The sequence below is a fragment of the Streptomyces sp. NPDC001002 genome, assembly GCF_053599215.1.
The window spans coordinates 1-24,365 of record NZ_JBSFLV010000109.1 but is presented as its reverse complement, the minus strand read 5'-3'; the positions used below and the strand labels follow the sequence as shown (position 1 = coordinate 24,365).

General features: G+C 71.1%; 18 protein-coding genes. 11 read left to right on the top strand and 7 right to left on the bottom strand.

Annotated elements, in window-relative coordinates; translation table 11 throughout:
* The first annotated feature begins 261 nt into the window (after positions 1 to 261).
* Together ACWDR3_RS35190 and ACWDR3_RS35185 are read left to right on the top strand one after the other, a co-directional pair.
* A complete protein-coding gene (locus ACWDR3_RS35190) occupies positions 262 to 780 on the top strand; it encodes a hypothetical protein (RefSeq protein WP_450356631.1) in 519 nt (172 codons plus the stop codon).
* Between the two features lie 132 nt (positions 781 to 912).
* Positions 913 to 1,545: a class F sortase gene (locus tag ACWDR3_RS35185; protein WP_450356630.1), complete on the top strand. Its 633-nt coding sequence runs from the start codon at positions 913 to 915 to the stop codon at positions 1,543 to 1,545.
* A 70-nt stretch (positions 1,546 to 1,615) separates the two neighbouring features.
* On the opposite strand, the gene ACWDR3_RS35180 is transcribed toward ACWDR3_RS35185, so the two are convergent.
* From ACWDR3_RS35180 to ACWDR3_RS35170, 3 genes are all read right to left on the bottom strand, one after another.
* Positions 1,616 to 2,263: a LuxR C-terminal-related transcriptional regulator gene (locus tag ACWDR3_RS35180; RefSeq protein ID WP_401729897.1), complete on the bottom strand. Its 648-nt coding sequence runs from the start codon at positions 2,261 to 2,263 to the stop codon at positions 1,616 to 1,618.
* 107 nt (positions 2,264 to 2,370) lie between these two features.
* Positions 2,371 to 3,738 carry a sensor histidine kinase gene (locus ACWDR3_RS35175; RefSeq protein ID WP_450356629.1) on the bottom strand — a complete coding sequence of 456 codons (1,368 nt, stop codon included), beginning with the start codon at positions 3,736 to 3,738 and terminating at the stop codon, positions 2,371 to 2,373.
* Between the two features lie 10 nt (positions 3,739 to 3,748).
* The gene (locus ACWDR3_RS35170; protein WP_450356628.1) at positions 3,749 to 4,285 is read right to left on the bottom strand and encodes a hypothetical protein; all 537 of its coding nucleotides are present in this window, start codon (positions 4,283 to 4,285) and stop codon (positions 3,749 to 3,751) included.
* Positions 4,286 to 4,506: 221 nt separating this feature from the next.
* Between ACWDR3_RS35170 and nirB the strand changes: the two genes are divergently transcribed.
* Both nirB and nirD read left to right on the top strand, forming a co-directional pair.
* Entirely contained in the window at positions 4,507 to 7,104 is a 2,598-nt protein-coding gene (gene nirB, locus ACWDR3_RS35165) for a nitrite reductase large subunit NirB (protein ID WP_450356627.1), read from the top strand.
* Positions 7,101 to 7,451 carry a nitrite reductase small subunit NirD gene (gene nirD, locus ACWDR3_RS35160; protein ID WP_450356626.1) on the top strand — a complete coding sequence of 117 codons (351 nt, stop codon included), beginning with the start codon at positions 7,101 to 7,103 and terminating at the stop codon, positions 7,449 to 7,451. Before nirB ends, nirD begins: the two co-directional genes overlap by 4 nt.
* A 246-nt stretch (positions 7,452 to 7,697) precedes the next feature.
* Here nirD and ACWDR3_RS35155 read toward each other — a convergent pair whose 3' ends face one another.
* Both ACWDR3_RS35155 and ACWDR3_RS35150 read right to left on the bottom strand, forming a co-directional pair.
* Complete coding sequence (locus ACWDR3_RS35155; RefSeq protein WP_450356625.1) at positions 7,698 to 9,242, bottom strand: ATP-binding protein; 1,545 nt, start codon at positions 9,240 to 9,242, stop codon at positions 7,698 to 7,700.
* Entirely contained in the window at positions 9,239 to 10,102 is an 864-nt protein-coding gene (locus ACWDR3_RS35150) for a response regulator transcription factor (protein WP_450356624.1), read from the bottom strand. Before ACWDR3_RS35150 ends, ACWDR3_RS35155 begins: the two co-directional genes overlap by 4 nt.
* A 256-nt stretch (positions 10,103 to 10,358) precedes the next feature.
* Here ACWDR3_RS35150 and ACWDR3_RS35145 point away from each other — a divergent pair, with 256 nt between their 5' ends.
* The 4 genes from ACWDR3_RS35145 (at position 10,359) to ACWDR3_RS35130 (ending at position 14,230) form a co-directional block, all read left to right on the top strand.
* Positions 10,359 to 10,967 (top strand): carbonic anhydrase, encoded by a 609-nt coding sequence (locus ACWDR3_RS35145; protein ID WP_450356623.1) that lies wholly within the window; start codon positions 10,359 to 10,361, stop codon positions 10,965 to 10,967.
* A 158-nt stretch (positions 10,968 to 11,125) separates the two neighbouring features.
* On the top strand, positions 11,126 to 12,721 hold the full coding sequence (locus tag ACWDR3_RS35140) for a SulP family inorganic anion transporter (protein WP_450356622.1): 1,596 nt from the start codon (positions 11,126 to 11,128) through the stop codon (positions 12,719 to 12,721).
* Between the two features lie 33 nt (positions 12,722 to 12,754).
* Positions 12,755 to 13,339 carry a TetR/AcrR family transcriptional regulator gene (locus ACWDR3_RS35135; protein ID WP_450356621.1) on the top strand — a complete coding sequence of 195 codons (585 nt, stop codon included), beginning with the start codon at positions 12,755 to 12,757 and terminating at the stop codon, positions 13,337 to 13,339.
* An 81-nt stretch (positions 13,340 to 13,420) separates the two neighbouring features.
* Positions 13,421 to 14,230 (top strand): SDR family NAD(P)-dependent oxidoreductase, encoded by an 810-nt coding sequence (locus ACWDR3_RS35130; protein ID WP_450356620.1) that lies wholly within the window; start codon positions 13,421 to 13,423, stop codon positions 14,228 to 14,230.
* 186 nt (positions 14,231 to 14,416) lie between these two features.
* Here the strand turns inward: ACWDR3_RS35130 and ppdK are convergent, their stop codons facing one another.
* The gene (ppdK, locus tag ACWDR3_RS35125; RefSeq protein ID WP_450356619.1) at positions 14,417 to 17,137 is read right to left on the bottom strand and encodes a pyruvate, phosphate dikinase; all 2,721 of its coding nucleotides are present in this window, start codon (positions 17,135 to 17,137) and stop codon (positions 14,417 to 14,419) included.
* Between the two features lie 416 nt (positions 17,138 to 17,553).
* Complete coding sequence (locus ACWDR3_RS35120; RefSeq protein WP_450356618.1) at positions 17,554 to 18,777, bottom strand: ROK family protein; 1,224 nt, start codon at positions 18,775 to 18,777, stop codon at positions 17,554 to 17,556.
* Positions 18,778 to 18,897: 120 nt separating this feature from the next.
* Here ACWDR3_RS35120 and ACWDR3_RS35115 point away from each other — a divergent pair, with 120 nt between their 5' ends.
* The 3 genes from ACWDR3_RS35115 (at position 18,898) to ACWDR3_RS35105 (ending at position 24,244) form a co-directional block, all read left to right on the top strand.
* On the top strand, positions 18,898 to 20,349 hold the full coding sequence (locus ACWDR3_RS35115; RefSeq protein WP_450356617.1) for an MGH1-like glycoside hydrolase domain-containing protein: 1,452 nt from the start codon (positions 18,898 to 18,900) through the stop codon (positions 20,347 to 20,349).
* Positions 20,346 to 22,283 carry an amylo-alpha-1,6-glucosidase gene (locus ACWDR3_RS35110; RefSeq protein WP_450356616.1) on the top strand — a complete coding sequence of 646 codons (1,938 nt, stop codon included), beginning with the start codon at positions 20,346 to 20,348 and terminating at the stop codon, positions 22,281 to 22,283. The genes ACWDR3_RS35115 and ACWDR3_RS35110 overlap by 4 nt, the downstream gene beginning before the upstream one ends.
* A gap of 194 nt (positions 22,284 to 22,477) precedes the next feature.
* Positions 22,478 to 24,244 carry a CDP-alcohol phosphatidyltransferase gene (locus tag ACWDR3_RS35105; RefSeq protein ID WP_450356615.1) on the top strand — a complete coding sequence of 589 codons (1,767 nt, stop codon included), beginning with the start codon at positions 22,478 to 22,480 and terminating at the stop codon, positions 24,242 to 24,244.
* Positions 24,245 to 24,365: the final 121 nt, after the last annotated feature.

Genomic DNA, 24,365 nt, shown 5'->3' with positions numbered 1-24,365 from the left:
GAGGTCAAGCGGGCGTGGTCGTGGAGGTGGCGAGGGGGTGGGTCACCCGTTCACACGCTCGCTCTGCGCTCTTCGGGTTCTCTTCCGTCCCGGCCCCGCGCTACGTCGGTGACCTGCTGAAATGCCGGACAGCGAGGGGTGATTTACACCTCCCCACCACCCATTCACCGCATTTCTGACACACCCTCAGGAAGCGCGCTCGGCCCGCTGGCACTTACCTCGGAAGGGCAGGGGACACCGAAGAAGCTCTAGGGAGCACCGATGCGACGTACCGCCCGTCTGCTGACCGGTACCGCGCTCGCCGTCGCGGCCGCCGGCCTCGTCGCCGCGCCGGCCCACGGCGCCGACGGCGGCAGCCTGGAGGTGTACCCCTCCTCGGTCGTGCCGGGCGATCAGGTCACCGTCAACACCGCGGCCTGCGGCGAGGGCGGTACGGCGACGGGTGACGCCAGCGCGGTGGGCGCCGGTGCCTTCACGCTGGCGCCGAGCACGCACGAGGGCGACGCGATCGGGCAGTTCAGAGTGCCGCCGAGCGCGCAGCAGGGGACGTACGAGATCGTCGCGGAGTGTGCCGAGGGCGGGCGGCATGTCTCGGGCGACCTGGTGGTCACGCTGACCCCGGTCCGCGGGGTGCACCCGAGAGGAAGCGTCAAGACGGGGGTCGGCGGCGCACTGGGCCCCGATCCCGTGCAGACCGCGGCCGGCGTGGCGGCTCTCGCCGTCGCCGCCGCGGGCGGTACCTGGCTCCTGCATCGCCGGGCGAGAGGCGACGGGATCTGACGGACACCCTCCGCTGTCCGTCCGCCGGTACCGCAAGTCCCTCCCCCTCCGGGTCCGACGCCCCTCGCGGCCCGGAGGGGGACCGGGGTCCCCACCAAGCCAGGAGGCCGCTCCGGCAGGCAGGAGGCTCGCGTGCGCAAGCTCAGCAACGCCCTCATAGGGACCGTCACCGTGGTCGCGCTCTGCACGGGCGCGTGGCTGCTCGGCAGCGGTAGTGACACCCACGCGCCGCCGCAGCCGTCGGCCGCGCAGGCGCACACCGCCCGCACCGGTCAGCAGGGCGAACGACCCGCCGCGCCCGCGCTGCCGCCCTCCCCGCCCGACCGCATCCGCATCCCGTCGATCCGCGTGAACGCCCCACTCATGGGCCTCGCCCTCACCCCGACCGGCAGCCTCGACGTACCGCCTGCCGAGAAGCCGAATCTCGCCGGTTGGTACGAGGCCGGCACGACCCCCGGTGAGCGCGGTACGGCCATCGTCGCCGGCCACGTCGACAACGCCGACGGCCCCGCCGTCTTCTACGACCTCGGCGCCCTGAAGAAGGGCAGCAGCATCGAGGTGGACCGGCGGGACGGCGGCGTGGCCGTGTTCACGGTGGACGCCGTCGAGGTCTACGAGGCGAAGAACTTCCCCGACGAGAAGGTGTACGGCGCCGCCGCGCGGCCCGAGCTGCGGGTCATCACCTGCGGGGGCGGGTACTCGCGGAGTACGGGGTATCAGGGCAACGTGGTCGTGTTCGCGCATCTGAGCGGCGGCCGCCAGTAGATCGCCGGGGGCCGGTGCCTGTATCCAGGTATCCAGGCATCCAGGCATGCCCGGTGAGGCGGTCACGCCCTCATGACGTGCTCTCCAGGTACCGCAACACCGCCAGCACCCGCCGATGCCCCGTGTCCGACGGCGGCAGGTCGAGCTTGGTGAAGATGTTGGCCACGTGTTTCTCGACGGCGCGTTCGGAGACCGTGAGGGTCGTGGCGACGGCGTGGTTGGTGCGGCCCTCCGCCATCAGGGCGAGGACCTCGCGCTCGCGTGGGGTGAGCGTGTCCAGGGCCGTCGTGCGGCGGCTCGCGCCGAAGAGCTGGGCGACGACCTCAGGGTCCAGCGCGGTGCCGCCGGCCTTGATGCGTTCCAAGGCGTCGACGAACTCCCCGATGTCGGCGACCCGTTCCTTGAGGAGGTATCCGAACCCGGCGGGATTCGCGAGCAGTTGGGTCGCGTGTGCCGTCTCCACGTACTGGGAGAAGAGGAGAACTCCCGTGCCGGGGCGCTCCGTTCGGATGCGTACGGCGGCTCGTACGCCCTCGTCGGTCTGGGTGGGCGGGAGCCGGATGTCGACGACGGCGACGTCGGGGGCGTGTTCGGCGACCGCGACGAGAAGGGTCTCGGCGTCTCCGACGGCCGCGGCCACCTCGACCCCGCGCAGCTCCAGCAGCTGCGCCAATCCGTCGCGCAGCAGGGCCGAGTCCTCGGCGATGACGACGCGCATTCCACTCCCGTCACATGGGCGGCCCGACCCGCACGGCCGCTCGACTCACAGGGCGACTCGACTCACCTTGGCGACTCGACTCACCTTGGCGACCCGGCTCGCTCGGCTCACATGGGCAGTTCGACGGTGACCACCGTAGGCCCTCCGGGTGGGCTGTCGCAGGTCAGCGTGCCGTCGACGGTACGGACGCGGGCGAGCAGGCCGGTGAGTCCGGAGCCGGCGCCGATCACCGCGCCGCCCCGGCCGTCGTCGGTGACGCGCAGGCGCAGCAGTCCGTCGCGGGCGGTGACGGTGACGTCGACCGCGTCCGCGTTGCTGTGTTTGGCGGCGTTGGTGAGGAGTTCGGCGGCGCAGAAGTAGGCGATGGACTCGATGGCGGGGGTGGGGCGGGCGGGGATGTCGGTGGTGAGGGCGGCGGGGAGGGCGCTGTCGGCGACGAGGCCGGCGAGGGCCGCCGGGAGGCCCTGGTCGAGTACGGGGGGATGGATGCCCTTGACCAGATGGCGCAGGTCGGCGATGGCCTGGGTCGCGTTGCCCTGCGCGGTGTCGACGACGGTGAGGACGCGGTCAGGGGCCGCGTCGGCGTTGATCAGTTCGCGAATGATGGTGAGGTGCATGGCGAGGCCGACCAGGCGGGCCTGGGTGCCGTCGTGCAGGTCGCGTTCGATGCGGCGCAGGGTCGCGGCGGCGTCGTCGACGGCCTGGGCGCGGGTCTCCTCCAGGGTGCGGATGCGGCGGTCGGCGGCGTCGGTGCCGAGGAGCACGGTCAACAGGGCGCGGTGCGGTGTGAGCGCGTGTCGCAGAAGGTGCGGGGCGACGGCGAGCAACAGCAGACCGAGTGTGAACGGAATCAACCAGCGCGGCCAGCTGTCGACCTGGTAACCGAAGAACTCCAGCGATACGTGGGTCACGGTGCCGTCGGGGTGGTGGACGGTGTTGTAGTTCAGGCGGCTCAGGACCGGGTGGAGTGTGAGCAGGACGCCGTAGACATATCCGATGACGACGGCGACGTACGCCAAAACGCCTGTGAACGGAGTCAACAGGGCGCAGCCGACGGCCCGCCAGCCCGACCGCTCCCCCAGCAGCGCCCGGCGCCACGCGAACACCCCGCCGCCACGCGGTACCGGCGGCTCCTCGATCTCCACCCCGAGCAGCCGCCGGGCAAGGCCCCGCTGCACCGCCCCCAGCGCCAGCGCACCCCGCACGGTCCCGGCCACCAGCCACAGCCCCAACGTCGTCACCGACAACACCCCGCCCACCGCGAGCCCGAACAGCGTCAGCACGAAGCCGACCAGCGCGAGCGGGAAGGCGATGACGCCGTAGAGGACGGCGGCCAGGGCGCGGGGGCCGAAGGTGGCGGCGGCGAGGGAGGCGAGGGTGCGGGGGCGGAGGGCGTGGAGGTGGAGGGAGCCGGTGCGGAGGGAGCGGAGGCGGTCGGAGAAGCGGTCGTAAAGGCGGTCGTTAGGGCGGTTCACGGCGTTCAACCTAGGCGAGGAAGCGGTGGGCGAGCCGGAGCTGGAGGGCGGTCAGGCCGCGTCCGATCCACGGCATGAGCAGCAGGAAGCCGACCCCGCCGAGGAGGGCGTGGAGGGCCCACGCGCCGGCGAAGGTGGGGCCGCCCCACGCCGTGGAGTAGTCGTCGCCTGCGCGCAGGGGCCAGCCGAGGTTCATGGGGACGATGAGCCAGCCGTAGACGGTGACGAAGAGGGTGAGCAGGTTCAGCGGGAGTGCGACGAGGGCGTGGACGAGCCCGCTCCTGGCTCCGCCCTGCACATCGCTCAAGGTCCCCTCCGCGTCCTCCCCCAGCACCCACCGCATCACCCCCCGCTGCCACCGCCCCGCCGGTGCCCCGACCAGGGCGAGCGGGATGCTCGCCAGGCCCACCGGCAGGGCCACCACTCCGTATGCGAAACGGCGCCAGGTACCGACGGTGAAGGGCTCGCGGGCGATGCGACGGGCGCGGGTGAGGGCGAGGGTGTGGTCGGCGGTGGCGCGGGGCGGGATCTCGCGGGTGGTGGTCATGGCACAAGCCTCGCCGCCGCCCCGGCCGCGGGCGAGGGTGCGAGCACGGAACCCGGGGGTTCGGCCAGCCCCACCCCGGCGCCCCGTACCCGCCTCACAGCACGCCCCCACCCCATCCCCCGAACCCTCACACCCTCCCCCCGCCCCCGCTGAGGGCAGCGTTCCTCGCGGGAAACAGGTGTGATGCGGTCGGGTAACACCGGCGTCGCAGGCTCCTGGGCATGACCTCGAATCCGCGTGTGGTGCCCACCATCGTGCTGGTCGGCCATGGCATGGTCGGTCAGCGCTTCCTCGAAGCGCTCGCCGAGCGCGGCCTGACCGCCACGCACCGCGTGGTCGTGCTGTGCGAGGAACCGCGTCCGGCGTACGACCGCGTCCAGCTCACCTCGTACTTCTCGGGCCGCACGCCCGAGGAACTCTCGCTCACGGACGCGGAGTTCATCGAGCAGCACGGGATCGAGCTGTACGTCGACGACCCCGCGGAGACGATCGACCGGGCGACGAGGACGGTAACCGCCCGCTCAGGGCTGACAGTTGAGTACGACACCCTCGTCCTGGCCACCGGCTCGTATCCGTTCGTGCCGCCCGTCCCCGGCAAGGACGCCGAGGGTTGCTTCGTCTACCGGACGATCGAGGACCTGCTCGCGATCGAGGCGTACGCGAAGTCGAGGGCGACGACCGGTGCGGTGGTCGGCGGCGGTCTGCTCGGCCTGGAGGCCGCGGGCGCGCTGAAGGGGCTCGGACTCACCAGCCACATCGTGGAGTTCGCGCCGCGCCTGATGCCGGTGCAGGTCGACGAGGGCGGCGGCGCCGCGCTCCTGCGCACCATCGAGGACATGGGCCTGACCGTCCACACGGGTGTGGGTACGCAGGAGATCGTGACCGGTGCGGACGGCGCGGTCACCGGGATGAAACTGTCGGACGGTTCCGAACTCGCCGCGGACCTGGTGGTGTTCAGCGCGGGCGTCCGGCCCCGCGACCAGCTCGCCCGGGACTGCGGTCTGACGGTCGGCGAGCGCGGTGGCATCACGGTCGACGAGCAGTGCCGTACGGTCGCCGACCCGCAGGTGTTCGCGATCGGCGAGTGCGCGCTGGCCGCGGACGGCCGGGTGTACGGCCTGGTGGCGCCGGGTTACGAGCAGGCGGAGACGGTCGCGGCGACCATCGCGCGGGACGAATCGGCGTTCACCGGCGCGGACTTGTCGACCAAGCTGAAGCTGCTCGGCGTGGACGTGGCGTCGTTCGGTGACGCGCACGGCACCGCCGAGGACTGTCTGGACGTCGTGTACTCCGACGCCCGCGCGGGCCTGTACAAGAAGCTGGTCATCGCCCGGGACGGCACGCTGCTCGGCGGCATCCTGATCGGCGACGCGGACGCGTACGGCACCCTGCGCGCGTTCACCGGCTCGGTCCCGCCGGTCGCCCCCGAGTCACTGGTGCTGCCGGCCGGCGCCGGTGAGTCGGTCCAACTCGGCCCGTCCGCACTGCCGGACGAGGCGATCGTCTGCTCCTGCCACAACGTCTCCAAGGGCACGATCCGGGGCGCGGTGACGGACCACTCCTGCACGACCGTGCCGGAGGTGAAGAAGTGCACCAAGGCCGGTACGGGCTGCGGGAGTTGCGTCAAGGTGCTCGGCCAGCTCGTCACCGCCGAACTGGAGGCGAGCGGCGTCGAGGTCGACAAGGGCCTGTGCGGCTGCTTCGCCCAGACCCGCGAGGAGCTCTACGAGATCGTCCTCGCCCTGCGCCTCAACTCCTACCAGGACCTGCTCGACCGCTACGGCCGTGAGGGCGCCCGGGGCGGCGACGGCTGCGAGGTCTGCAAGCCGACCGTCGCCTCGATCATCGCGTCCCTCGCCCCGACGATCGGCGCGAGCGGCTACGTCCTGGACGGCGAACAGGCGGCCCTCCAGGACAGCAACGACCACTTTCTCGCCAACCTCCAGAAGAACGGCTCGTATTCGGTCGTACCGCGCATCCCCGGCGGCGAGATCACCCCCGAGAAGCTCATCGTGATCGGCGAGGTGGCCCGGGACTTCGGGCTCTACACGAAGATCACCGGCGGGCAGAGGATCGACCTGTTCGGCGCCCGGGTCGAACAACTCCCGCTGATCTGGGCGAGGTTGGTGGACGCGGGCTTCGAGTCGGGCCACGCGTACGGAAAGGCCCTGCGCACGGTGAAGTCCTGCGTCGGCCAGACGTGGTGCCGATACGGCGTCCAGGACTCGGTCCGGATGGCGATCGACCTGGAACTGCGCTACCGGGGCCTGCGCTCCCCGCACAAGCTCAAGTCGGCGGTCTCCGGCTGCGCCCGCGAGTGCGCGGAGGCCCAGTCGAAGGACTTCGGCGTGATCGCCACCGCGAGCGGCTGGAACCTCTACGTGGGCGGCAACGGCGGTGCGACCCCGCGCCACGCGGACCTGCTGGCACAGGACTTGACCGACGCCGAGCTGATCCGCCTGATCGACCGTTTCCTGATGTTCTACATCCGCACCGCCGACCGCCTGGAGCGCACGAGCGTGTGGCTGGAGCGGATCCCCGGCGGCCTGGACCACATCCGCGAGGTGGTCGTGGAGGACTCGCTGGGCATCTGCGAGGAGCTGGAGTCCCTCATGACCGCCCACGTGGCGAACTACGCCGACGAGTGGGCGACGACGATCAACGACCCCGAGAAGCTGGGCCGGTTCGTGTCCTTCGTGAACGCCCCCGACACCCCCGACCCGGTCGTCGGCTTCATCCCCGAGCGCGACCAGATCAAGCCCGACCTGCCGCTGCTCACCATCGGCCACCGTCCCCTGGAAGGAAGCACCCAGCGATGACCCTGGCACCCGAGACGACCGACCTGAAGGTCCAACTCCGGCTGGACACCGACTGGTTCACGATCTGCGACCTCACCGCCCTCACCCCGGGCCGCGGCGTGGCGGCCCTCCTCCCCGACGGCCGCCAGGTGGCCCTGTTCCGCGACCGCAACGGCACCCTGTACGCGATCGACAACCGCGACCCGTTCAACGGCGCGGCGGTCCTCTCCCGAGGCCTGACGGGCACCCACGAGAACCGCCCGTTCGTCGCGTCCCCCCTGCTGAAGCAGCGGTTCGACCTGGTGAGCGGGCGGTGCTTGGACGACGAGTCGGTGGGGGTGGCCACGTACGAGGTGCGGGCCTCGTAGAAGGCGCCCTCGTCATCTGATCCATCAGGTCAACTGACCTGTATTCTCCGAGACTTGCCGAGGTCGGCGCTCCCCCCGATACGGGGGACGCACGACGTGTATGTGGTGGAGCTGCCTGTCGGTCCTGGCGAGGCGGACGTGGTGAAGGTCGAGGTCCGGGAGGTCGACGAGGGCATCCAACAGGTCGCCCGGCCGGGGCAGGTGGTGGCACGGGCCGGCCACTCCGACGTCGTCCATCCCCTGAGGCTACGGCCCGACGAATGGATCAACGCCCTGTGCCGGATGCTCGGCGGCAGCGATCTCAGCGTGGAAGAGCGCAGGAGCCAGCTCGTGGCGGTCCCGGCCGAACCCGTCTGCCCATGATCGATGCCGATGGTCCGGTGCCGACGGAAGCCGGACCACGGCGTCGAGCCCTCCGAGCGGCGCCACCCCCAACCGTGCCTCCCCGCCGCTCGCGTGGGCCAGCCGCTGCACCAGGGCGAGCCCCAGCCCGGTACCGCCCTTCGGCGCGTCGGGGGCCCGCCAGAAGCGGTCGAAGGCTCGACGGCGTTGGTCCTCCGTCATGCCGGGGCCCTCGTCCATGACGTGGAGTTCGGCCAGGGGCGGGGTGAACGGGCGGTGCGGGAAGCGGCGTTCGTGGGGTGTGGGGCGGCGCAGGTCCACGGAGACCGTGGAGCCGACGGGGGCCACGCGCAGGGCGTTGGAGAGCAGGTTGTCCAGAATCTGCTCGACCGCTCCGGGCAGCGCGAGCACCTCACCGGCGTAGTCACCGGCCAACGCGAGCCGCACGCCCCGCTGTTCGAAGAGCGGGGTCCAGGCATGATGACGTTCCGCGCACACCCCATCGAGGTCGGCCGCCTCCGGCACGCCCGCGCTCTCGTCGAGCCGGGCCATGGCGAGCAGCCCCTCGACCATCCGGGCCAGCCGGTCGGTCTCGGTCATCGCGGCAGCGAGGGTGCCCCTGGCCTGGAGCGTGATGTCGCTCTCCAGGTTCTCCAGGCGCAGCCGCAGCGCCGCGAGCGGGGTCTTCAGTTGGTGGGACGCCTCGCCGGCGAAGGCCCGTTGGGAGGCCAGGAGGTGTTCCAGGCGAGCGGCGGTGCGGTTGAACGCGGCGGCGAGGCTGCGTACTTCCGGCGGGCCGGCGGTGACCGTCACCGGGGAGGCTGCGCCGCCCGCCGCCAACTCGTGTGTGGCCCGCTCCAGTTCGCGGATGGGGCGGCCGGTCCAGCGGGCGATGGCGAACCCGACGACGGCGACCGCCGCGAGCACCCCGAGCCCGCCCAGGGCCAGCAACAGCCAGATGTGGTGCACCCGTTCGTGCACCATCCGGGTCGGTACGGTGATCCGGACGGCCCCCTGCTGCTCGGCGCCGTGCCGCACCGGGGCGGCCACCGCGAGGTACTGCACCCCGCCGATGGTGGAGGTGCGGACGTCCTCCGTCGCGGTCCCCCGCAGCGCGGCGGCGATGCCCGGCCAGGAGGCGAGGGCGCGCTCCTCCTCGCCGGTCAGGCGATGCGAGGTGGCCAGCAACCCGCCCTCCCGGTCGACGATGAGCACCTCGCCGCCGAACCGCTCGGCGCAGTGGGCCGCACGCTCCGGCAGGTCCCGCGCGGCACGGCCCGCGTCGAGGGACAGCGACGCGAACGCCGACACCGACTCCGCCTCGTCCTTGGCCGCGTTGATCACCCGCTCCCGCTCCCCGCGCGAGTAGAGGTAGCCGAGCGGGAGTTCCAGGCAGAGCAGGACCAGGGCGGCGAGCGTGAGGTAGCTGAGCAGCAGCCGGCGGGTCATTGCCAGACCGCCGGGTGCTCGGGCGCGGGGTGCTCGTACGCCGGTTGCGGGGACGGGGGTTGGGCGTACGGCGCGTGAGCGGGCGCCGGTGGGGTGAACGACGGCCGGGGGGAGGGCGGTTGCGTGTGCACCGCCAGCCGGAAGCCGACGCCGCGCAGTGTCTGGATCCACGCCGGGTTCCCCAACTTGCGGCGGAGCGTGGCCACATGGACGTCCAGTGTCTTGGTCGGCCCCTCGTAGAACGGATCCCACACCCGGTCGAGGATCTGCTGCCGCGAGTACACCGCCCCCGGGTCCTCGGTCAGCAGCGCGAGCAGCTCGAACTCCTTCGGCGTCAGCACCACGGCCGCCTCGCCGACCCACACCTGCCGGGTGCGCCGGTCCACGACGAGGGGGCCGGTGTCGGGGGACTCGGGCGGGGACGCCGGCGCGGCGGCGGGGACGTACGCGCCGGCGCCGTAGGACTGCTGCGGTGGTACGGCGAACTCACCGCCGCCCAGGCCCCGTTGGGACCTCCTCGTGACCGCGCGCACCCGGGCCACCAGCTCCCGCATGCTGAAGGGCTTGGCGAGATAGTCGTCGGCGCCCAGTTCGAGGCCGAGGACGCGGTCGGCCTCCTCGCCCCGTGCGCTGAGGATGATGATGGGGACCTCGGAGTGCTGCCGGATGCCTCGGCAGACGTCGATGCCGTCCAGGTCCGGCAACCCCAGGTCGAGCAGGACGACATCGCCGTACGGCCCTCTCAACCCCTCGGCGCCGGTGCGGACATGGTCGACGACCAGACCGAAGTGGCCGAGTCCCTCGACGAGCGGTTCGGCGATCGTGTCGTCGTCCTCGATGAGCAGCGCTCGTACGCCCATGCGTTCCCGTCTCTCCCGTGTTCTCCGGCGAACCGAATTCGCGCATTCCGCGGTCCGTCACGCTACAAGAGCGTTCGATATCGCGTAAGAGCGGATCGGGAAAGTGTGAGAAGCGGCTCAGGAAGAGGCGCGGCCGGACAAGAAATGTCCCGCAGCTGTCGGGGATTTAGTGTTCCTCTAACCTTCGCCTGGCCTGGGCCCCGCTAGCGTGAAACCACCTGATCACCCAGGTCAGAGGCGTCCATCGGGAGGAACCGTGAAGGCACTGCTGGACCGCGCCCGCGCATTCAAGCGGCACGTCGACTTCGAAAGCGGCGAATACCGGAAACTGGCCGAAGGGCAATATCCCGAGGCTTTGTTCATCACCTGCTCGGACTCACGGGTGATACCCGCACTGATCACGGGCGCACGGCCCGGTGAGATATTCGAGCTGCGGAACGCGGGCAATATCGTCCCGTCCTACGGACAGCACGGCGCCTCGGGCGAGGCAGCCACCGTCGAGTACGCGCTGGAGGTGCTCGGCGTTCAGGACATCGTGGTCTGCGGCCATTCCCACTGCGGTGCGATGGGCGCCCTGAAGTCAGGCGACGACCTGTCCGCGCTCCCGGGCGTGGACGCCTGGCTGCGACTGGCCCGGCCGCACCTCGCGCCCGTCCTCGACGGCACGATCGAGGACCCGTCCCTGCCGGACATCGCCCAGCTCAACGTCGTCAACCAGCTGGCGGCACTGCGGAGTTACCCCGCCGCACGACGGCGCCTGACCGCGGGCGAACTGCGCCTGCACGGCTGGTACTACGAAGTGGACACCGGCCAGGTGCACGAACTGGACGACGAGGACGGCCTGTTCCGGGTGCACGCGGCATGACCGGCACGCACGGCAGGCATGCGCGGGTGGCTCCGCCGGCTCGGCAGGGGCTAGGCCCACCGACCGGGCGCGACTCCTGGGCGAGCTCCAGCACATGGGCGGACACCGGCAATTGGGCAGCTGAACCGCCCAGCACCCCACCCTCACCACCACCTCCGATGCCGAACGAACCACCCTCCTCTCCCACCGCGAAACCCGACCTCGCCACCGAGATCACCGCCTCCCTCGTCGTCTTCCTCGTCGCCCTCCCCCTCTGCATCGGCGTCGCCGTGGCCTCCGGTGTGCCGGCGGAACTGGGCATCATCTCCGGGGTGATCGGCGGGCTCGTGGTCGGCGCGGCCCGCGGCAGCACGCTCCAGGTCAGCGGCCCCGCCGCCGGTCTCGCCGCACTGGTGGCGGAGACCGTGCTGGAGTACGGCGTGGCGATGCTCGGCGTGATCGTGCTCTTCTCGGGCCTGCTCCAGATCGCACTCGGACTGCTGCGGCTGGGCCGGTTCTTCCAGGCGATCTCCCTCGCGGTCGTGCAAGGCATGCTCGCGGGCATCGGGCTGCCGCTGATGTTCAGTCAGGCGTACCCGGCGGCCGACGCCAAGGCCCCCGGCACTCCGCTGGAGAACATGGCCGGCTTCCCGGGCCTGCTCGTGGACACGGCCGCCGACCCGCAGGCGCTGATCGCGGCCGGACTCGGCATCACCACGGTCGTGTTGAGCTTCCTGTGGAAGAAGGTGCCGGGCCCGGTCAGGAAGGTCCCGGCGGCCCTGGTCGCCGTGGGCATCGGCATCGCGGTCGCCGCGCTCCCGGGCGTGGAGGTGCGTACCCTCCAGGTCGGCAACCTGCTGGCCTCGGTCGACGTACCCGGCCCCGCGCAGTTCGCGGGTCTGGCGAACGCCGGGGTCATCACCGCGATCCTCACCTTCACGGTGATCGCCTCCGCCGAGTCCCTGTTCACCGCGGCAGCCGTGGACCGTATGCACGACGGCCCGCGCACTCGCTACAACCCCGAACTCATCGCGCAGGGCGCGGGCAACACGGTCGCGGGACTCCTCGGCGCGCTCCCCATCACCGCGGTGGTGGCGCGCAGTTCGGCGAACGTCCAGGCGGGCGCGAGGACCCGCCTCTCGCGCACGCTGCACGGCCTGTGGCTGCTGGCATTCGCGCTCCTGCTCCCCCAGGTGCTGGCGCTGATCCCCGTCTCGGTGCTGGCGGGCGTGCTCGTGCACAGCGGCTGGAAGCTGTTCGCGCCGGAGGAGTTCCCGAAGATGTGGCGGCAGGACCGGGGCGAGTTCGCGGTCATGGCCGTCACCACGCTGGTGATCGTGGCGACGGCGCTCCTGGAGGGCGTCCTGGTCGGACTGGCCGCGGGCATCGTCCTGGCCGCCGTACGCATGTCGAAGACCGTCATCCGGCAGCACACCGAGGACGACACCGCGAAGGTGGTCATGGCCGGGAACGCCACCTTCCTGCGCCTCCCCCAGGTCATCGAGGCCCTGGAGGCCGCCGCGCACGCCGGCAGACCGCGTATCCGCCTCGACCTCACCGGGGTCACCCACCTCGACCACGCCTGCCGGACGCAGGTCGAGGAGTTCGTCACCCAGCAGCGCGGCAAGGGACTGCGGGTGGAACTCCTCATGCCGGGCCCGGCGAAGCCGACATCCACCGCGTCGGAACCTCCCGCGGACCGACCCGGCCCCACGGCCGAGTGGTTCTACCTGGACAGCCGACCGATACCGAGGGAGGCCGACCACTTTTCTTGACCGATCGTTCCGAAAAGTTCTACGCTCCACCTCATGCCCAGAACCAAGGAATTCGACCCGGACACCGCACTCCAGTCCGCCCTCGAACTGTTCTGGCGGCGCGGCTACGAGGCCACGTCGATGGCCGACCTGGTGGAGCACCTGGGCATCGGACGGGCCAGCCTCTACGCCACCTTCGGCAGCAAGCACGAGCTGTACCTGAAGGCGCTGGACCGCTACGACCGGGCCGGACTCCCGCCGATCGTGCGGGAGTTGTCCCAGCCGGGCCCAGCGCTGCCGGCCGTACGAGCGGTCGTACGGCGGTACGCGTCGGAGGCCGCCGACGAGCAACTGCGCCTGAACGGCTGCCTGGTGACCAACACGGCGGCCGAACTCGCCCCGCACGACCCGGCCGCGACCCGGCGCGTCGAGCGCAACTGGGACCAGCTGGAGACCGTACTGCACTCGGCACTCGTCCGCGCCCAGGCCCAGGACGAACTGCCCGCCGACCGCGACCCGCTCACCCTCGCCCGCATGCTGCTGGTGCTGATGCAGGGGCTCCGGGTGGTCGGCAAGGCATCGGCGGACCCGGCGCGGGTGCGGGACGCGGCGGAGCAGGCGCTGCGGTTGCTGGACTGACCCACGCCACCGGCCCCTTGCTCGGAGGGGCTCTTTTTTGCGCTCGCATACTGAACCGATCGGTCAAAAACAGGGGAGATCATGACCACCACCCGCCTCACCGCCAAGACGGCCCAACTCACCGGCAGGGCAGCCCGCTTCACCGGCCGGACGGCCCTCGTCACCGGCGCCGGCTCCGGAATCGGCCGCAGCATCGCCCTCGCATTCAGCGCCGAGGGAGCGAACGTCGTCGTGGCCGGGCGGCGCCGCGAACCCCTCGACGAGACCGTCCGGTTGATCGAAGCGGCCGGCGGCAAGGGCCTCGCGGTGACCGCCGACGTATCGAACGCGCCCGACACCGAGGCGCTGGTCCGCGCCGCCGTCGACCGCTTCGGCTCCCTCGACGCGGCCGTCAACAACGCGGGGATCTACCGGGGCGGCGGCCCGCTGGCCGACCTGTCCGAGGAGGACTGGCAGGAGCAGCTCGACGCCAACGTCACCGGTATGTTCCTGGCGTTGCGGGCGGAGATCCGGCAGATGCGGACCCAGCCGTCCGGCGGCGCGATCGTGAACATCGCCTCGATCTTCGGCGTCCACGCCCGCCGCCCCGGCACCGCCGCCTACTCCGCCACCAAGGCCGCCGTCTCCGTCCTCACCAGGGGCGCGGCCCTCGATCACATCGGCGAGGGCGTCCGTATCAACGCGGTCAGTCCCGGTGCCACCGCCACCCCCATGTCCTTCCGCCCCGGCGAGACGGAGGCAGACCGGGCCGAGCGCGCCAGGGCCACCCTCCCCCTGGGCCGTATCTCGGAGACCGCCGAAGTCGCCGCCGCCGTCCTCTACTTGGCCTCGGACGACGCGTCCTCGGTGGTCGGCACGGACCTGGTGGTGGACAGCGGGGCGACGGCCTGAGCACCTGCCGCCGGAGGCCGAACGACCGGAGGGGCGGCACCCCCGCACAGGGTCCCGCCCCTCCTTCGTGATCCGGAACCGCCGCCCATCGGTTGAGGGTCGGGGACAGGCGACGGCTCCGGCGTTCAGTGGCCGTACGGGCTGTCGGACGTCAACGCCCGGCTGTCGCAACGGCGTTCGCCGGCGTCACCGGTGATCGCTTCCCGTCGACTGGGTCGCCGCCCGTCCCGCCTCCAGCCGTGCCACCGGGATCCGGAACGGCGAGCAGGAGACGTAGTCCAGGCCGACCTCGTGGAAGAAGTGGACGGACTCGGGGTCGCCGCCGTGTTCGCCGCAGACGCCGAGCTTGAGGTCGGGGCGGGTGGCGCGGCCGGCCTCCACGGCGGACCTGACCAGGGAGCCGACGCCGTCGCGGTCGATCGTCTCGAAGGGGGAGACGCCGAAGATGCCCTTCTCCAGGTAGGCGGTGAAGAAGCTCGCCTCGACGTCGTCGCGGCTGAAGCCCCACACCGTCTGGGTGAGGTCGTTCGTGCCGAACGAGAAGAACTCCGCCGCCTCCGCGATCTGCCCCGCCGTCAGCGCGGCGCGCGGCAGCTCGATCATCGTGCCGATCGACAGCTTCAGGTCCGTGCCCGTCGCCGCCTCCACCTCCGCGATGACCTGGTCGGCCTCCTCGCGGACGATCTCCAGCTCCTGGACGGTGCCGACGAGCGGGATCATGACCTCGGCGCGCGGGTCGCCCTTGGCGTTCTTGCGCTCGGCGGCGGCCTCCGCGATCGCGCGCACCTGCATGGTGAACAGGCCCGGGATGACCAGACCCAGGCGTACACCCCTCAGCCCCAGCATCGGGTTCTGCTCGTGCAGGCGGTGGACCGCCTGGAGCAGGCGGAGTTCGTTCTCGTGCGGGTCCTTGCGGGACTCGGCGAGGGCGACCCGTACCGACAACTCCGTGATGTCCGGCAGGAATTCGTGCAGCGGCGGGTCCAGGAGCCGGACCGTCACCGGGAGGCCGTCCATCGCGGAGAACAGCTCGACGAAGTCCTGCTTCTGCAGCGGGAGAAGCTGCTTGAGGGACTCCTCGCGCTCCTCGTCCGTGTCCGCCAGGATCAGCCGCTCCACCAACTCCCGCCGGTCGCCCAGGAACATGTGCTCGGTACGGCACAGTCCGATGCCCTGCGCCCCGAAGCGGCGGGCGCGCAGCGCGTCCTCGGCGTTGTCCGCGTTCGCGCGGACCCGGAGGCGACGCTTGCGGTCGGCGAAGGCCATGATCCGGTGGACCGCCTCGACCAGTTCGTCGGCGTCGTTGGCGCCCGCGTGCATCCGGCCCTCGAAGTACTCCACGACGGGAGAGGGGACCACCGGTACCTCGCCGAGGTACACCTTGCCGCTCGACCCGTCGATCGAGAGCAGGTCGCCCTCCTCCACCACATGCCCGCCCGGCACCGTCATCCGCCGGCGCTTGGTGTCGACCTCCAGCTCCTCGGCGCCGCAGACACAGGTCTTGCCCATGCCGCGCGCGACCACGGCCGCGTGGGAGGTCTTGCCGCCGCGCGAGGTGAGGATGCCCTCGGCCGCGATCATGCCGTCCAGGTCGTCGGGGTTGGTCTCGCGGCGGACCAGGATGACCTTCTCGCCCGAGCGGGACCACTTGACGGCCGTATACGAATCGAAGACCGCCTTGCCGACCGCCGCGCCCGGCGAGGCCGCGATGCCCCGGCCGACCTGCGCGGCCTTCGCGTGCTCGTCGAAGCGCGGGAACATCAGCTGGGCGAGCTGGGCGCCGGTGACCCGCTGGAGGGCCTCGGTCTCGTCGATCAGGCCCTGATCGACGAGCTGCGTGGCGATCCGGAAGGCGGCGCCCGCCGTGCGCTTGCCGACGCGCGTCTGGAGCATCCACAGCTGCCCGCGCTCGATGGTGAACTCGATGTCGCAGAGGTCCTTGTAGTGGTTCTCCAGCGTCTTCATGATCTGCATCAGCTGGTCGTACGAGGTCTTGTCGATCGTCTCCAGCTCCGCGAGCGGGACGGTGTTGCGGATGCCCGCGACGACGTCCTCGCCCTGGGCGTTCTGGAGGTAGTCGCCGTAGACGCCCTGGTGGCCGCTGGCGGGGTCGCGGGTGAAGGCGACGCCCGTGCCGGAGTCGGGGCCCAGGTTGCCGAAGACCATCGAGCAGACGTTGACCGCCGTGCCGAGGTCGCCGGGGATGCGCTCCTGGCGGCGGTAGAGCTTGGCGCGGTCGGTGTTCCAGGAGTCGAAGACCGCGTGGATGGCGAGGTCCATCTGCTCGCGCGGGTCCTGCGGGAAGTCCCGGCCCGCCTCCTTCTTGACGATCTTCTTGAAGGCGGTGACCAGCTTCTTCAGGTCCGCGGCCTCCAGCTCGGTGTCGACCGCGACCTTCTTGGTCTCCTTGGCCTTCTCCAGCGCCTCCTCGAAGAGGTCGCCTTCGACGCCGAGGACGGTCTTGCCGAACATCTGGATGAGGCGGCGGTAGGAGTCCCACGCGAAGCGGTCGTCGCCGGCCTGCTTGGCCAGGCCCTGCACGGACTTGTCGGAGAGCCCGATGTTCAGGACGGTGTCCATCATGCCGGGCATGGAGAACTTCGCCCCGGACCGGACCGACACCAGCAGCGGGTCGTCGGCCTGGCCGAGCTTCTTGCCCATCCGCGCCTCAAGAGCGTCGAGGTGCGCACTCACCTCGTCACGCAGTGCCGCCGGCTCGTCCCCGCTGTCGAGGTAGACCTTGCAGGCGTCCGTCGTGATGGTGAACCCGGGGGGAACGGGGAGACCGAGGTTGGTCATCTCGGCGAGGTTCGCACCCTTGCCACCCAGCAGGTCCTTGAGGTCCTTGTTTCCCTCGGTGAAGTCGTAAACGAACTTCGTTACGTGGGGATCTTTGTTTTCCGACACGGGTCTCGACTCCTCGGGACGCGGGTGGCTGCCCTGACAGCCAGGAACTTACCCAGATCGAAGGCGCCTGGGTACGTCCACTTGCGCGTCATGCGCCTGTAACCGGTCGTCCGCCACCGGATCGAAAGTCAAAGCTTGGCAAGCGCAGAGCAGCTGATGTTTTCACTTCTTGAACGGGTCACCGTCCGAACACCGGCATTTCCGCTCACATGAGCGGCTCTCGGCACGCCTGATTTCGATCGATGAACGATCAAGGGGTGGCACTCAGTGCCACCCCTTGGAGAAGTGCAGCCGAGCCAAGATCCGCTCACCTGAGCGCCACCCCTATCAAAGGTGGCGAGAATCACGCTGCCACAGCCGCCCGGATTTCACCATGCGGACGCGTCTCGGGAGCGAAACGCACCCGTCACACACCGTCAGACGCCCAGCGCCCGCAACCGCTCCTCCACCCGCTCCGGCGCATACAGATGCTCCACGACCAGCGCACCCGCCCCCACCAGCCCGGCCCGCTCACCGAGCCGCGAGGTGACGATCTCCAGCCGGGCCGTCGAGCGCGACAGCGCCCGCTGGTACAGCAGCTCGCGCACCCCCGTGAGGAAGGGAGTTCCGGCCAGATCCCCGGCGATCATCAGCACACCCGGATTCAGCAGGGTCACCACCGTCGCGAGTACGTCCCCGACCTGCCGCCCGGCCTCCCGCGCGAGCCCGATCGCCTCCGGGTGCCCGGCGGCCAGCAGCTCCCGCACGTCCGAGCCGGACGCGGCCTCGACCCCGCCCTCCCTGAGCCGGCGGGCCACGGCCCACCCGCTGGCGACGGCGGCGAGACAGCCGTAGGACCCGCACCGGCACAGTGCCTCGGCGCCCACCCGGATGTGCCCGATGTCCCCGGCGCCGCCGTCGATGCCCCGGAAGACGGAGCCGTCCACGACGACCCCGGCGCCGATGCCGGTGGAGACCTTGACCAGGACGAAGGCCGAGCAGTCGGGGTAGCCGGTGCGCTGTTCGCCGTACGCCATGAGGTTCGCGTCGTTGTCGACGAGCACGGGGACGCCGGCCGGACCGCCCGTGTGCTCGGCGAAGGCTCGGGACAGCCGACCCCGTATGTCGTAACCGTCCCAGCCCGGCATGATCGGCGGCTGCACGACCCGGCCGGTCTCGCTGTCGACGGGTCCAGGCACCGCGAGCCCGATACCGCAGACCGACCGCGCGGGCCGGTCCACCTTCTCCAGCAGTTCGGCGAACCACCCGCCGAGCGCGCCGAGGACCACGTCCGGACCGTCCTCGACGACCAGGGTCCCGGCCCTCTCGGCGAGGATCTCGCCGGTCAGGGTGAGCAGGGCGGCGCGGGCATGGCGGGTGTCGAGGTCGGCGGCGAGGACGACGGCGTGCTCGTCGTCGAACTCCAGGGTGATGGAGGGGCGCCCGCCCAGGGGCGAGTCGACCGGGCCGCCGGCGCCCTCGCGCAGCCAGCCGGCGCGGAAGAGCCGGTCCAGGCGCTGGCCGACGGTGGCGCGGGAGAGCCCGGTGGCCTGCTGGAGGGCACCGCGGGTGGTCGCCCGCCCGCTCCGCACCAGTTCGAGCAGATCGCCGGCGCGAGCCTGACCCCGATGCTGACCCCGAATCTGGTCCCGAGCGGTCATGCGCACCCCCTTGTGTTTCTCAACCCTGCATTACATATTGAGTTTTGCGTGTTAAATAGACGTAACCCTACGGTAGCCAAGACCGAACCGGTCTGCCGAACGTCTTTCGGGGAGCCCCGAGTGGATCGCACTGCCCAACTCACCGTCCGCCCCACCGAGGGCACGCTTGTATACGATCCGCACGATCCGCCCCCGATGCCGGATTCGCTGCACCGCAGGGCCGCGCGGGTGCTGGAGGCCAACTGGACGGGCACGTCCACGGTCCCCTCGCGCAGCCTGTATCCGCACCAGTGGTCGTGGGACTCGGCGTTCATCGCGATCGGCCTGCGGCACCTGTCGCCGTTACGGGCCCAGACGGAGCTGGAGACGCTGCTGAGCGCCCAGTGGGCGGACGGGCGTGTCCCGCACATCGTCTTCAACCCCTCCGTCCCGCTCGACGCGTACTTCCCGAGCCCCGACTTCTGGCGCTCCTCGACCGCGGGGCACGCGGCGGGCGCCCCGCGCACCGTACAGACCTCCGGCATCGTGCAGCCACCGGTCCACGCGCTGGCCGCGTGGCTGGTGCACAGCGCCGACCCGGGCCTCTCCCGCGCGCGTGGCTTCCTCGCCGGGGTGTACCCCCGACTGGCCGCCTGGCACCGCTACTTGCTGCACCGCCGGGACCTGGGCGGCGGCGGACTCGCGTCCGTGGTGCACCCCTGGGAACAGGGTATGGACAACAGCCCTTGCTGGGACGCCCCGTTGGCCCGCGTCACCCCGGCCCCGGCCCGCTCCTTCCGCCGCGCCGACCTCGACCACGGTGCCGCCGAGGACCGCCCGACGGACCTCGACTACGGCCGGTACGTGCGCCTGGCGACGGACTACCGGGACGGCGAATACGCCGACGGGGCAGGGGAGTTCGCGGTGGAGGACCCCTCCTTCAACGCCCTGCTCATCGCCTCGGAGCACGCGCTGGCCAGGATCGCCCGCGAACTGGGCGCGACCGGCACGGCCCGGCACGCCCGCGCGGAACGCCTGACGACGGCGCTGGTGGACCGCCTGTGGGACCCGGCGAGCGGGATGTTCCTGTGCCGGGATCTGCGCGACGGGGACCGTGACGGCACCCTGATCCCCGAGCGCAGCGTCTCCGGCCTGATCCCGCTCCTCCTGCCCGGCCTCCCGAGGGATGTCGTCGCCACACTCCTCGCCACCGTCCGCGGCCCGCACTTCGGCCTCGGCGACAGCACCCGCCTCGCCCCGAGCTACGACCTGCTGGGCGAGGCCTTCGACCCGCACCGCTACTGGCGCGGGCCGGCGTGGTTCAACACCAACTGGCTGCTGGAGAGCGGCCTGCGGGTGCACGGCGAACAAGCGGCCGCCGACTCACTGCGGGACGCGCTGCTGCGCACGGCCGCCGACACCGACTTCGCGGAGTACGTCGACCCGTACACCGGCGAGGCCTGCGGAGCGCTCGGCTTCGGCTGGACCGCCGCGCTCGCGCTCGACCTGCTCCACACGCGCCCCGGACACGGCGTGTCCTCCACGGGCGTCGACACGTTCGAGATGAGGGACAAGGGAGGGGAACGGGGATGACGGACCGGCATCATCTGCTCGTGCACGGCGGTACGTTCGCGGCCGTGGGCGACGGCGGGGACATCAGCGGCGTCCGAGGGGCCGGTTCCCCGGACGGACTGTTCGTGCGCGACGCGAGGCACCTGAGCCGTTGGCAACTGACGGTCGACGGCGCGGTCCCGGAGTCGCTCACGCCGGTCGCGGACGGGGACACGGCGCGCTGTGTCCTCGTCCCGCGCGGCGGCCGACAGGAGCCGCCCAAGTGCACGCTCTTCCGCGAACAGGCGGTGGGCGAAGGCGCGTTCGTCGAATCCCTCCGGGTGACCAGCAACCGCCCCTCCCCCACCACGGTCCGCCTCGCGATCACCGTGGACGCCGACTTCACCGACCAGTTCGAGCTGCGCTCCGACCACCGCACCTACACCAAGATCGGCGCCACCCGCTCCCGCCAAGTCCTCGACGACGGCGTGGAGTTCAGCTACCAGCGCGGCGAGTGGCGCTCGTGTACGACAGTGACGGCGGAGCCGGCCCCGGACGGCGTCGAGGAGACGGGCACCGGCGCGCGCCGCCTGGTCTGGACCCTCGAACTGGCCCCGCACGGCACCACCGAGCTGACGTTACGGGTGATGGCCCGCCCGCACGGAGACAAGCGAGCCAGGCGCGTACCGGCGTCCCCGGCCGCGATGAACGAACAACTCCTGGCCATGGAGGGCGAGTTCGTCGAGGGCGTGCCCTTCCCGACCGGCTGGCCGGAGCTGGCGGCGGCCTGCGCACGCGGCCTGGCCGACCTGGCGTCGCTCCAGGTCTCGGCGACGGGCCCGGACGGCGAAGAGCTGCGCGTTCCCGCCGCAGGAGCCCCGTGGTTCCTGACCCTCCTGGGCCGAGACGCCCTCCTCACCTCCCTCTTCGCGCTCCCCTACCGCCCCCAACTCGCCGCCGCCACGCTCCCCGCCCTCGCCGCCACGCAGGCGACGGAGACGGGCCCGACCTCGGTGTCGCAGCCCGGGAAGATCGTGCACGAGGTACGGCACGGGGAGTTGGCGCACTTCGGCCAGGTGCCGTTCGGCCGCTACTACGGCTCGGTCGATGCGACTCCGCTCTTCCTCGTCCTCCTCGGCGCGTACGTCGAACAGACAGGTGACGCGGACTTGGCCCGCCGCCTGGAACCGCACGCGCGCGCGGCGATCGGCTGGATGCTGGACCACGGCGGCCTCACCTCACGCGGCTACCTCGTCTACCGCGCGGACCAGGGCGGCCTGGCGAACCAGAACTGGAAGGACTCCCCCGGCGCGATCTGCTCCGCGGACGGGACGCGGGCGAGCGGACCGGTGATGGCGGCGGGCGCGCAGGGCTACGCGTACGACGCGCTGCGCCGCACGGCGTGGGTCGCGCGGACGGTGTGGGGCGACGAGACGTACGCGGCGCTGCTGGAGCAGGCGGCGGGCGATCTCCGGGACCGTTTCCAACGGGACTTCTGGATGCGGGACCTCAACTTCCCCGCGCTGGCGCTGGACGGGGAGGGGCGGCAGGTGAACGCGCTCGCCTCGGACGCGGGTCATCTTCTCTGGTCCGGGCTGCTGGACAAGGAGTACGGGGAGGCTGTGGGGCGGCGGTTGGTGGAGCCGGACTTCTTCTCCGGGTGGGGAGTTCGGACGCTCGCCTCCGGGCAGGCGGCGTATCACCCGTTGTCGTATCACCGGGGGTCTGTGTGGCCGCACGACAACGCGTTGATCACGTTGGGGTTGGCGCGGTACGGGTTGCATGACGAGGCTCGGTCTGTGGCGCATGCGTTGGTGGACGCGGCGACGGCCACCGGGCATCGGCTGCCGGAGGTTCTTGCCGGGTACGGGCGGGATACGCATTCGGAGCCGGTGCCGTATCCGCATGCGTGTGTGCGGGAGTCTCGTTCGGCGGCGGCGCCGCTTGCGCTGCTGACGGCGGTGGGGGGCGCGTAAGGGGTGGGGTGGTTGGGGGGCGTGGGCGGCTGCCGGCCGGTGGGGGCTGGTCGCGCAGTTCCCCGCGCCCCTAAAAGACACTCTCCGTACCGTTGACCGGGCATTTGCCCGGTGTTTGCCTGCCTCCGTGAACACCGCCCCACACCGCACCGTACGAGATGGCATCAAAGGTCTCGCACGGAAGGAACCCTCGGGTGCCTGTCTTCACGCGCCTCAGTCAGCAGCAGGACACGTCACCCGAGGTCGAGGTCGCGGCCGAACCGGAGGCCGGCGCGCCTGAGCCGAAGGGGCTGCGGGCGCGGCTCGCCGCCCTCCGTGAACGCCACCCCACGGCCGTACGGGCCATCCAGTGGACGATCACGATCCTCTGTGCCGTGCTCGTCCTCGGGGCTCTCATGCTGCCGAACCGGGTGAACGCGCTGCAGTTCAACCGGTTCACGCGGATTCCGGTGGAGGCGATTCTCGGGGCGGCCGTGGCGCTCGCGCTGCCGCGTCGGCCGCGGGTGATCGTGGCCGCGCTGTCCGGGGTCCTGCTGGGCGCGATGACGATCGTGAACCTGTTGGACATGGGCTTCCTGGAGTACCTGGGCCGGGGCTTCAACCTGGTGCTGGACTGGGAGTTGCTGCCGGACGCGCAGGCGTACATCGAGGACTCGATGGGCAAGGCGGTGGCGGTCGGCGCGAGCATCGGCGCGGTCGTCCTGGTCGTCGTGCTGCTCACCGCGATGGCGCTGGCGATGGTCCGGCTCAGCAACCTGCTCTCCCGCAACAAGCAGGTCGCGACCCGGGCGACCCTCATAGCCACCGTCGCCTGGGTGCTCTGCTCGGCGCTGAGCCTGCAGCTCGCGGGCCTGCCGATCGCCTCCGACCGGCAGGCGAAGGCCCTGAGCGTCCAGGTGCGGCGGGTGCAGGACACGTTGCGGGACGAGGCGGAGTTCCAGAAGGTGGCGAAGGTCGACGCGTTCGGGAACACGCCTCCCGCGCAGCTCGTGCCCGACCTGCGCGGCAAGGACATGATCTTCACCTTCATCGAGAGCTACGGCCGCAGCGCGATCGAGGACCCGATCATGGCGCCGGGCGTGGACAAGACGCTCGACGTGAGCACCAAGGCCCTCGCCAAGGCCGGTTTCCACGCGAAGAGCGGGTGGCTGACCTCGGCGACGTACGGCGGCAGCAGCTGGCTGGGCCACTCGACGACCATGTCCGGTCTGTGGATCGACAACCAGCAGCGCTACCGCACGGTGATGGCGAGCGACCACCTCAGTCTCACCAAGGCGTTCCAGAAGACGGGCGACTGGGACACGGTCGGGATCATGCCGGGTGTGCAGAAGGCGTGGCCCGAGCAGAGTTACTACGGCCTCGACTCGGTGCGCAATGCCTTCCAACTGGGCTACAAGGGGCCGAAGTTCAGCTGGTCGACGATGCCGGACCAGTACGCGCTGGAGGCGTACCAGAAGCTGGAGCACAGCAAGAAGCGGGACAAGCCGCTGATGTCGGAGATCATCCTGACCTCCAGCCACCAGCCGTGGGCGCCGATCCCGAAGATGGTCGACTGGGACAAGCTCGGCGACGGCACGATCTTCAACGCGATCCAGAAGGCCGGCAAGAAGGCCTCGGACGTCCTCACGAACCCCACCAAGTCCCGTGAGGAGTACGGCAAGTCGGTGCAGTACTCGGTGACCGCGCTCACCCAGTGGATGGAGCGCTACGGCGACGAGAACACCGTCCTGGTCTTCCTCGGCGACCACCAGCCCATCGCCCGCGTCAGCGGCGACCACGCCAGCCGTGACGTCCCGATCTCCATCGTCGCCAAGGACCCGAAGGTCCTCGACAAGATCGCCGACTGGAACTGGTCCGACGGCCTCCGCCCCGCCCACGACGCGCCCGTCTGGAAGATGAGCGCGTTCAGGGACAAGTTCCTGACGGCCTACGGTTCGACACCCCACCCGAAGAAGAGCTGACCGCACATTTCAGCCCCTCCGGCGTTTGAGGAGCGGGGTCTGGGGCGGAGCCCCAGAAGGATGGGACGAGGCCGAAAGCCTTCCGGACGGCGAAAGCAGGCACGGTTCATGGCGACTTTGT

Bases quoted from the DNA above. Each gene is read 5' to 3' on its own strand.
- ACWDR3_RS35130 (WP_450356620.1), top strand. From the start codon at position 13,421: ATGACCACCACCCGCCTCACCGCCAAGACGGCCCAACTCACCGGCAGG.
- ACWDR3_RS35120 (WP_450356618.1), bottom strand. From the start codon at position 18,777: ATGACCGCTCGGGACCAGATTCGGGGTCAGCATCGGGGTCAGGCTCGC.
- ACWDR3_RS35155 (WP_450356625.1), bottom strand. From the start codon at position 9,242: ATGACCCGCCGGCTGCTGCTCAGCTACCTCACGCTCGCCGCCCTGGTC.
- ACWDR3_RS35180 (WP_401729897.1), bottom strand. From the start codon at position 2,263: ATGCGCGTCGTCATCGCCGAGGACTCGGCCCTGCTGCGCGACGGATTG.
- ACWDR3_RS35135 (WP_450356621.1), top strand. From the start codon at position 12,755: ATGCCCAGAACCAAGGAATTCGACCCGGACACCGCACTCCAGTCCGCC.
- ACWDR3_RS35150 (WP_450356624.1), bottom strand. From the start codon at position 10,102: ATGGGCGTACGAGCGCTGCTCATCGAGGACGACGACACGATCGCCGAA.
- ACWDR3_RS35170 (WP_450356628.1), bottom strand. From the start codon at position 4,285: ATGACCACCACCCGCGAGATCCCGCCCCGCGCCACCGCCGACCACACC.
- ACWDR3_RS35190 (WP_450356631.1), top strand. From the start codon at position 262: ATGCGACGTACCGCCCGTCTGCTGACCGGTACCGCGCTCGCCGTCGCG.
- ACWDR3_RS35110 (WP_450356616.1), top strand. From the start codon at position 20,346: ATGACGGACCGGCATCATCTGCTCGTGCACGGCGGTACGTTCGCGGCC.
- ACWDR3_RS35140 (WP_450356622.1), top strand. From the start codon at position 11,126: ATGCCGAACGAACCACCCTCCTCTCCCACCGCGAAACCCGACCTCGCC.
- nirD (WP_450356626.1), top strand. From the start codon at position 7,101: ATGACCCTGGCACCCGAGACGACCGACCTGAAGGTCCAACTCCGGCTG.
- nirB (WP_450356627.1), top strand. From the start codon at position 4,507: ATGACCTCGAATCCGCGTGTGGTGCCCACCATCGTGCTGGTCGGCCAT.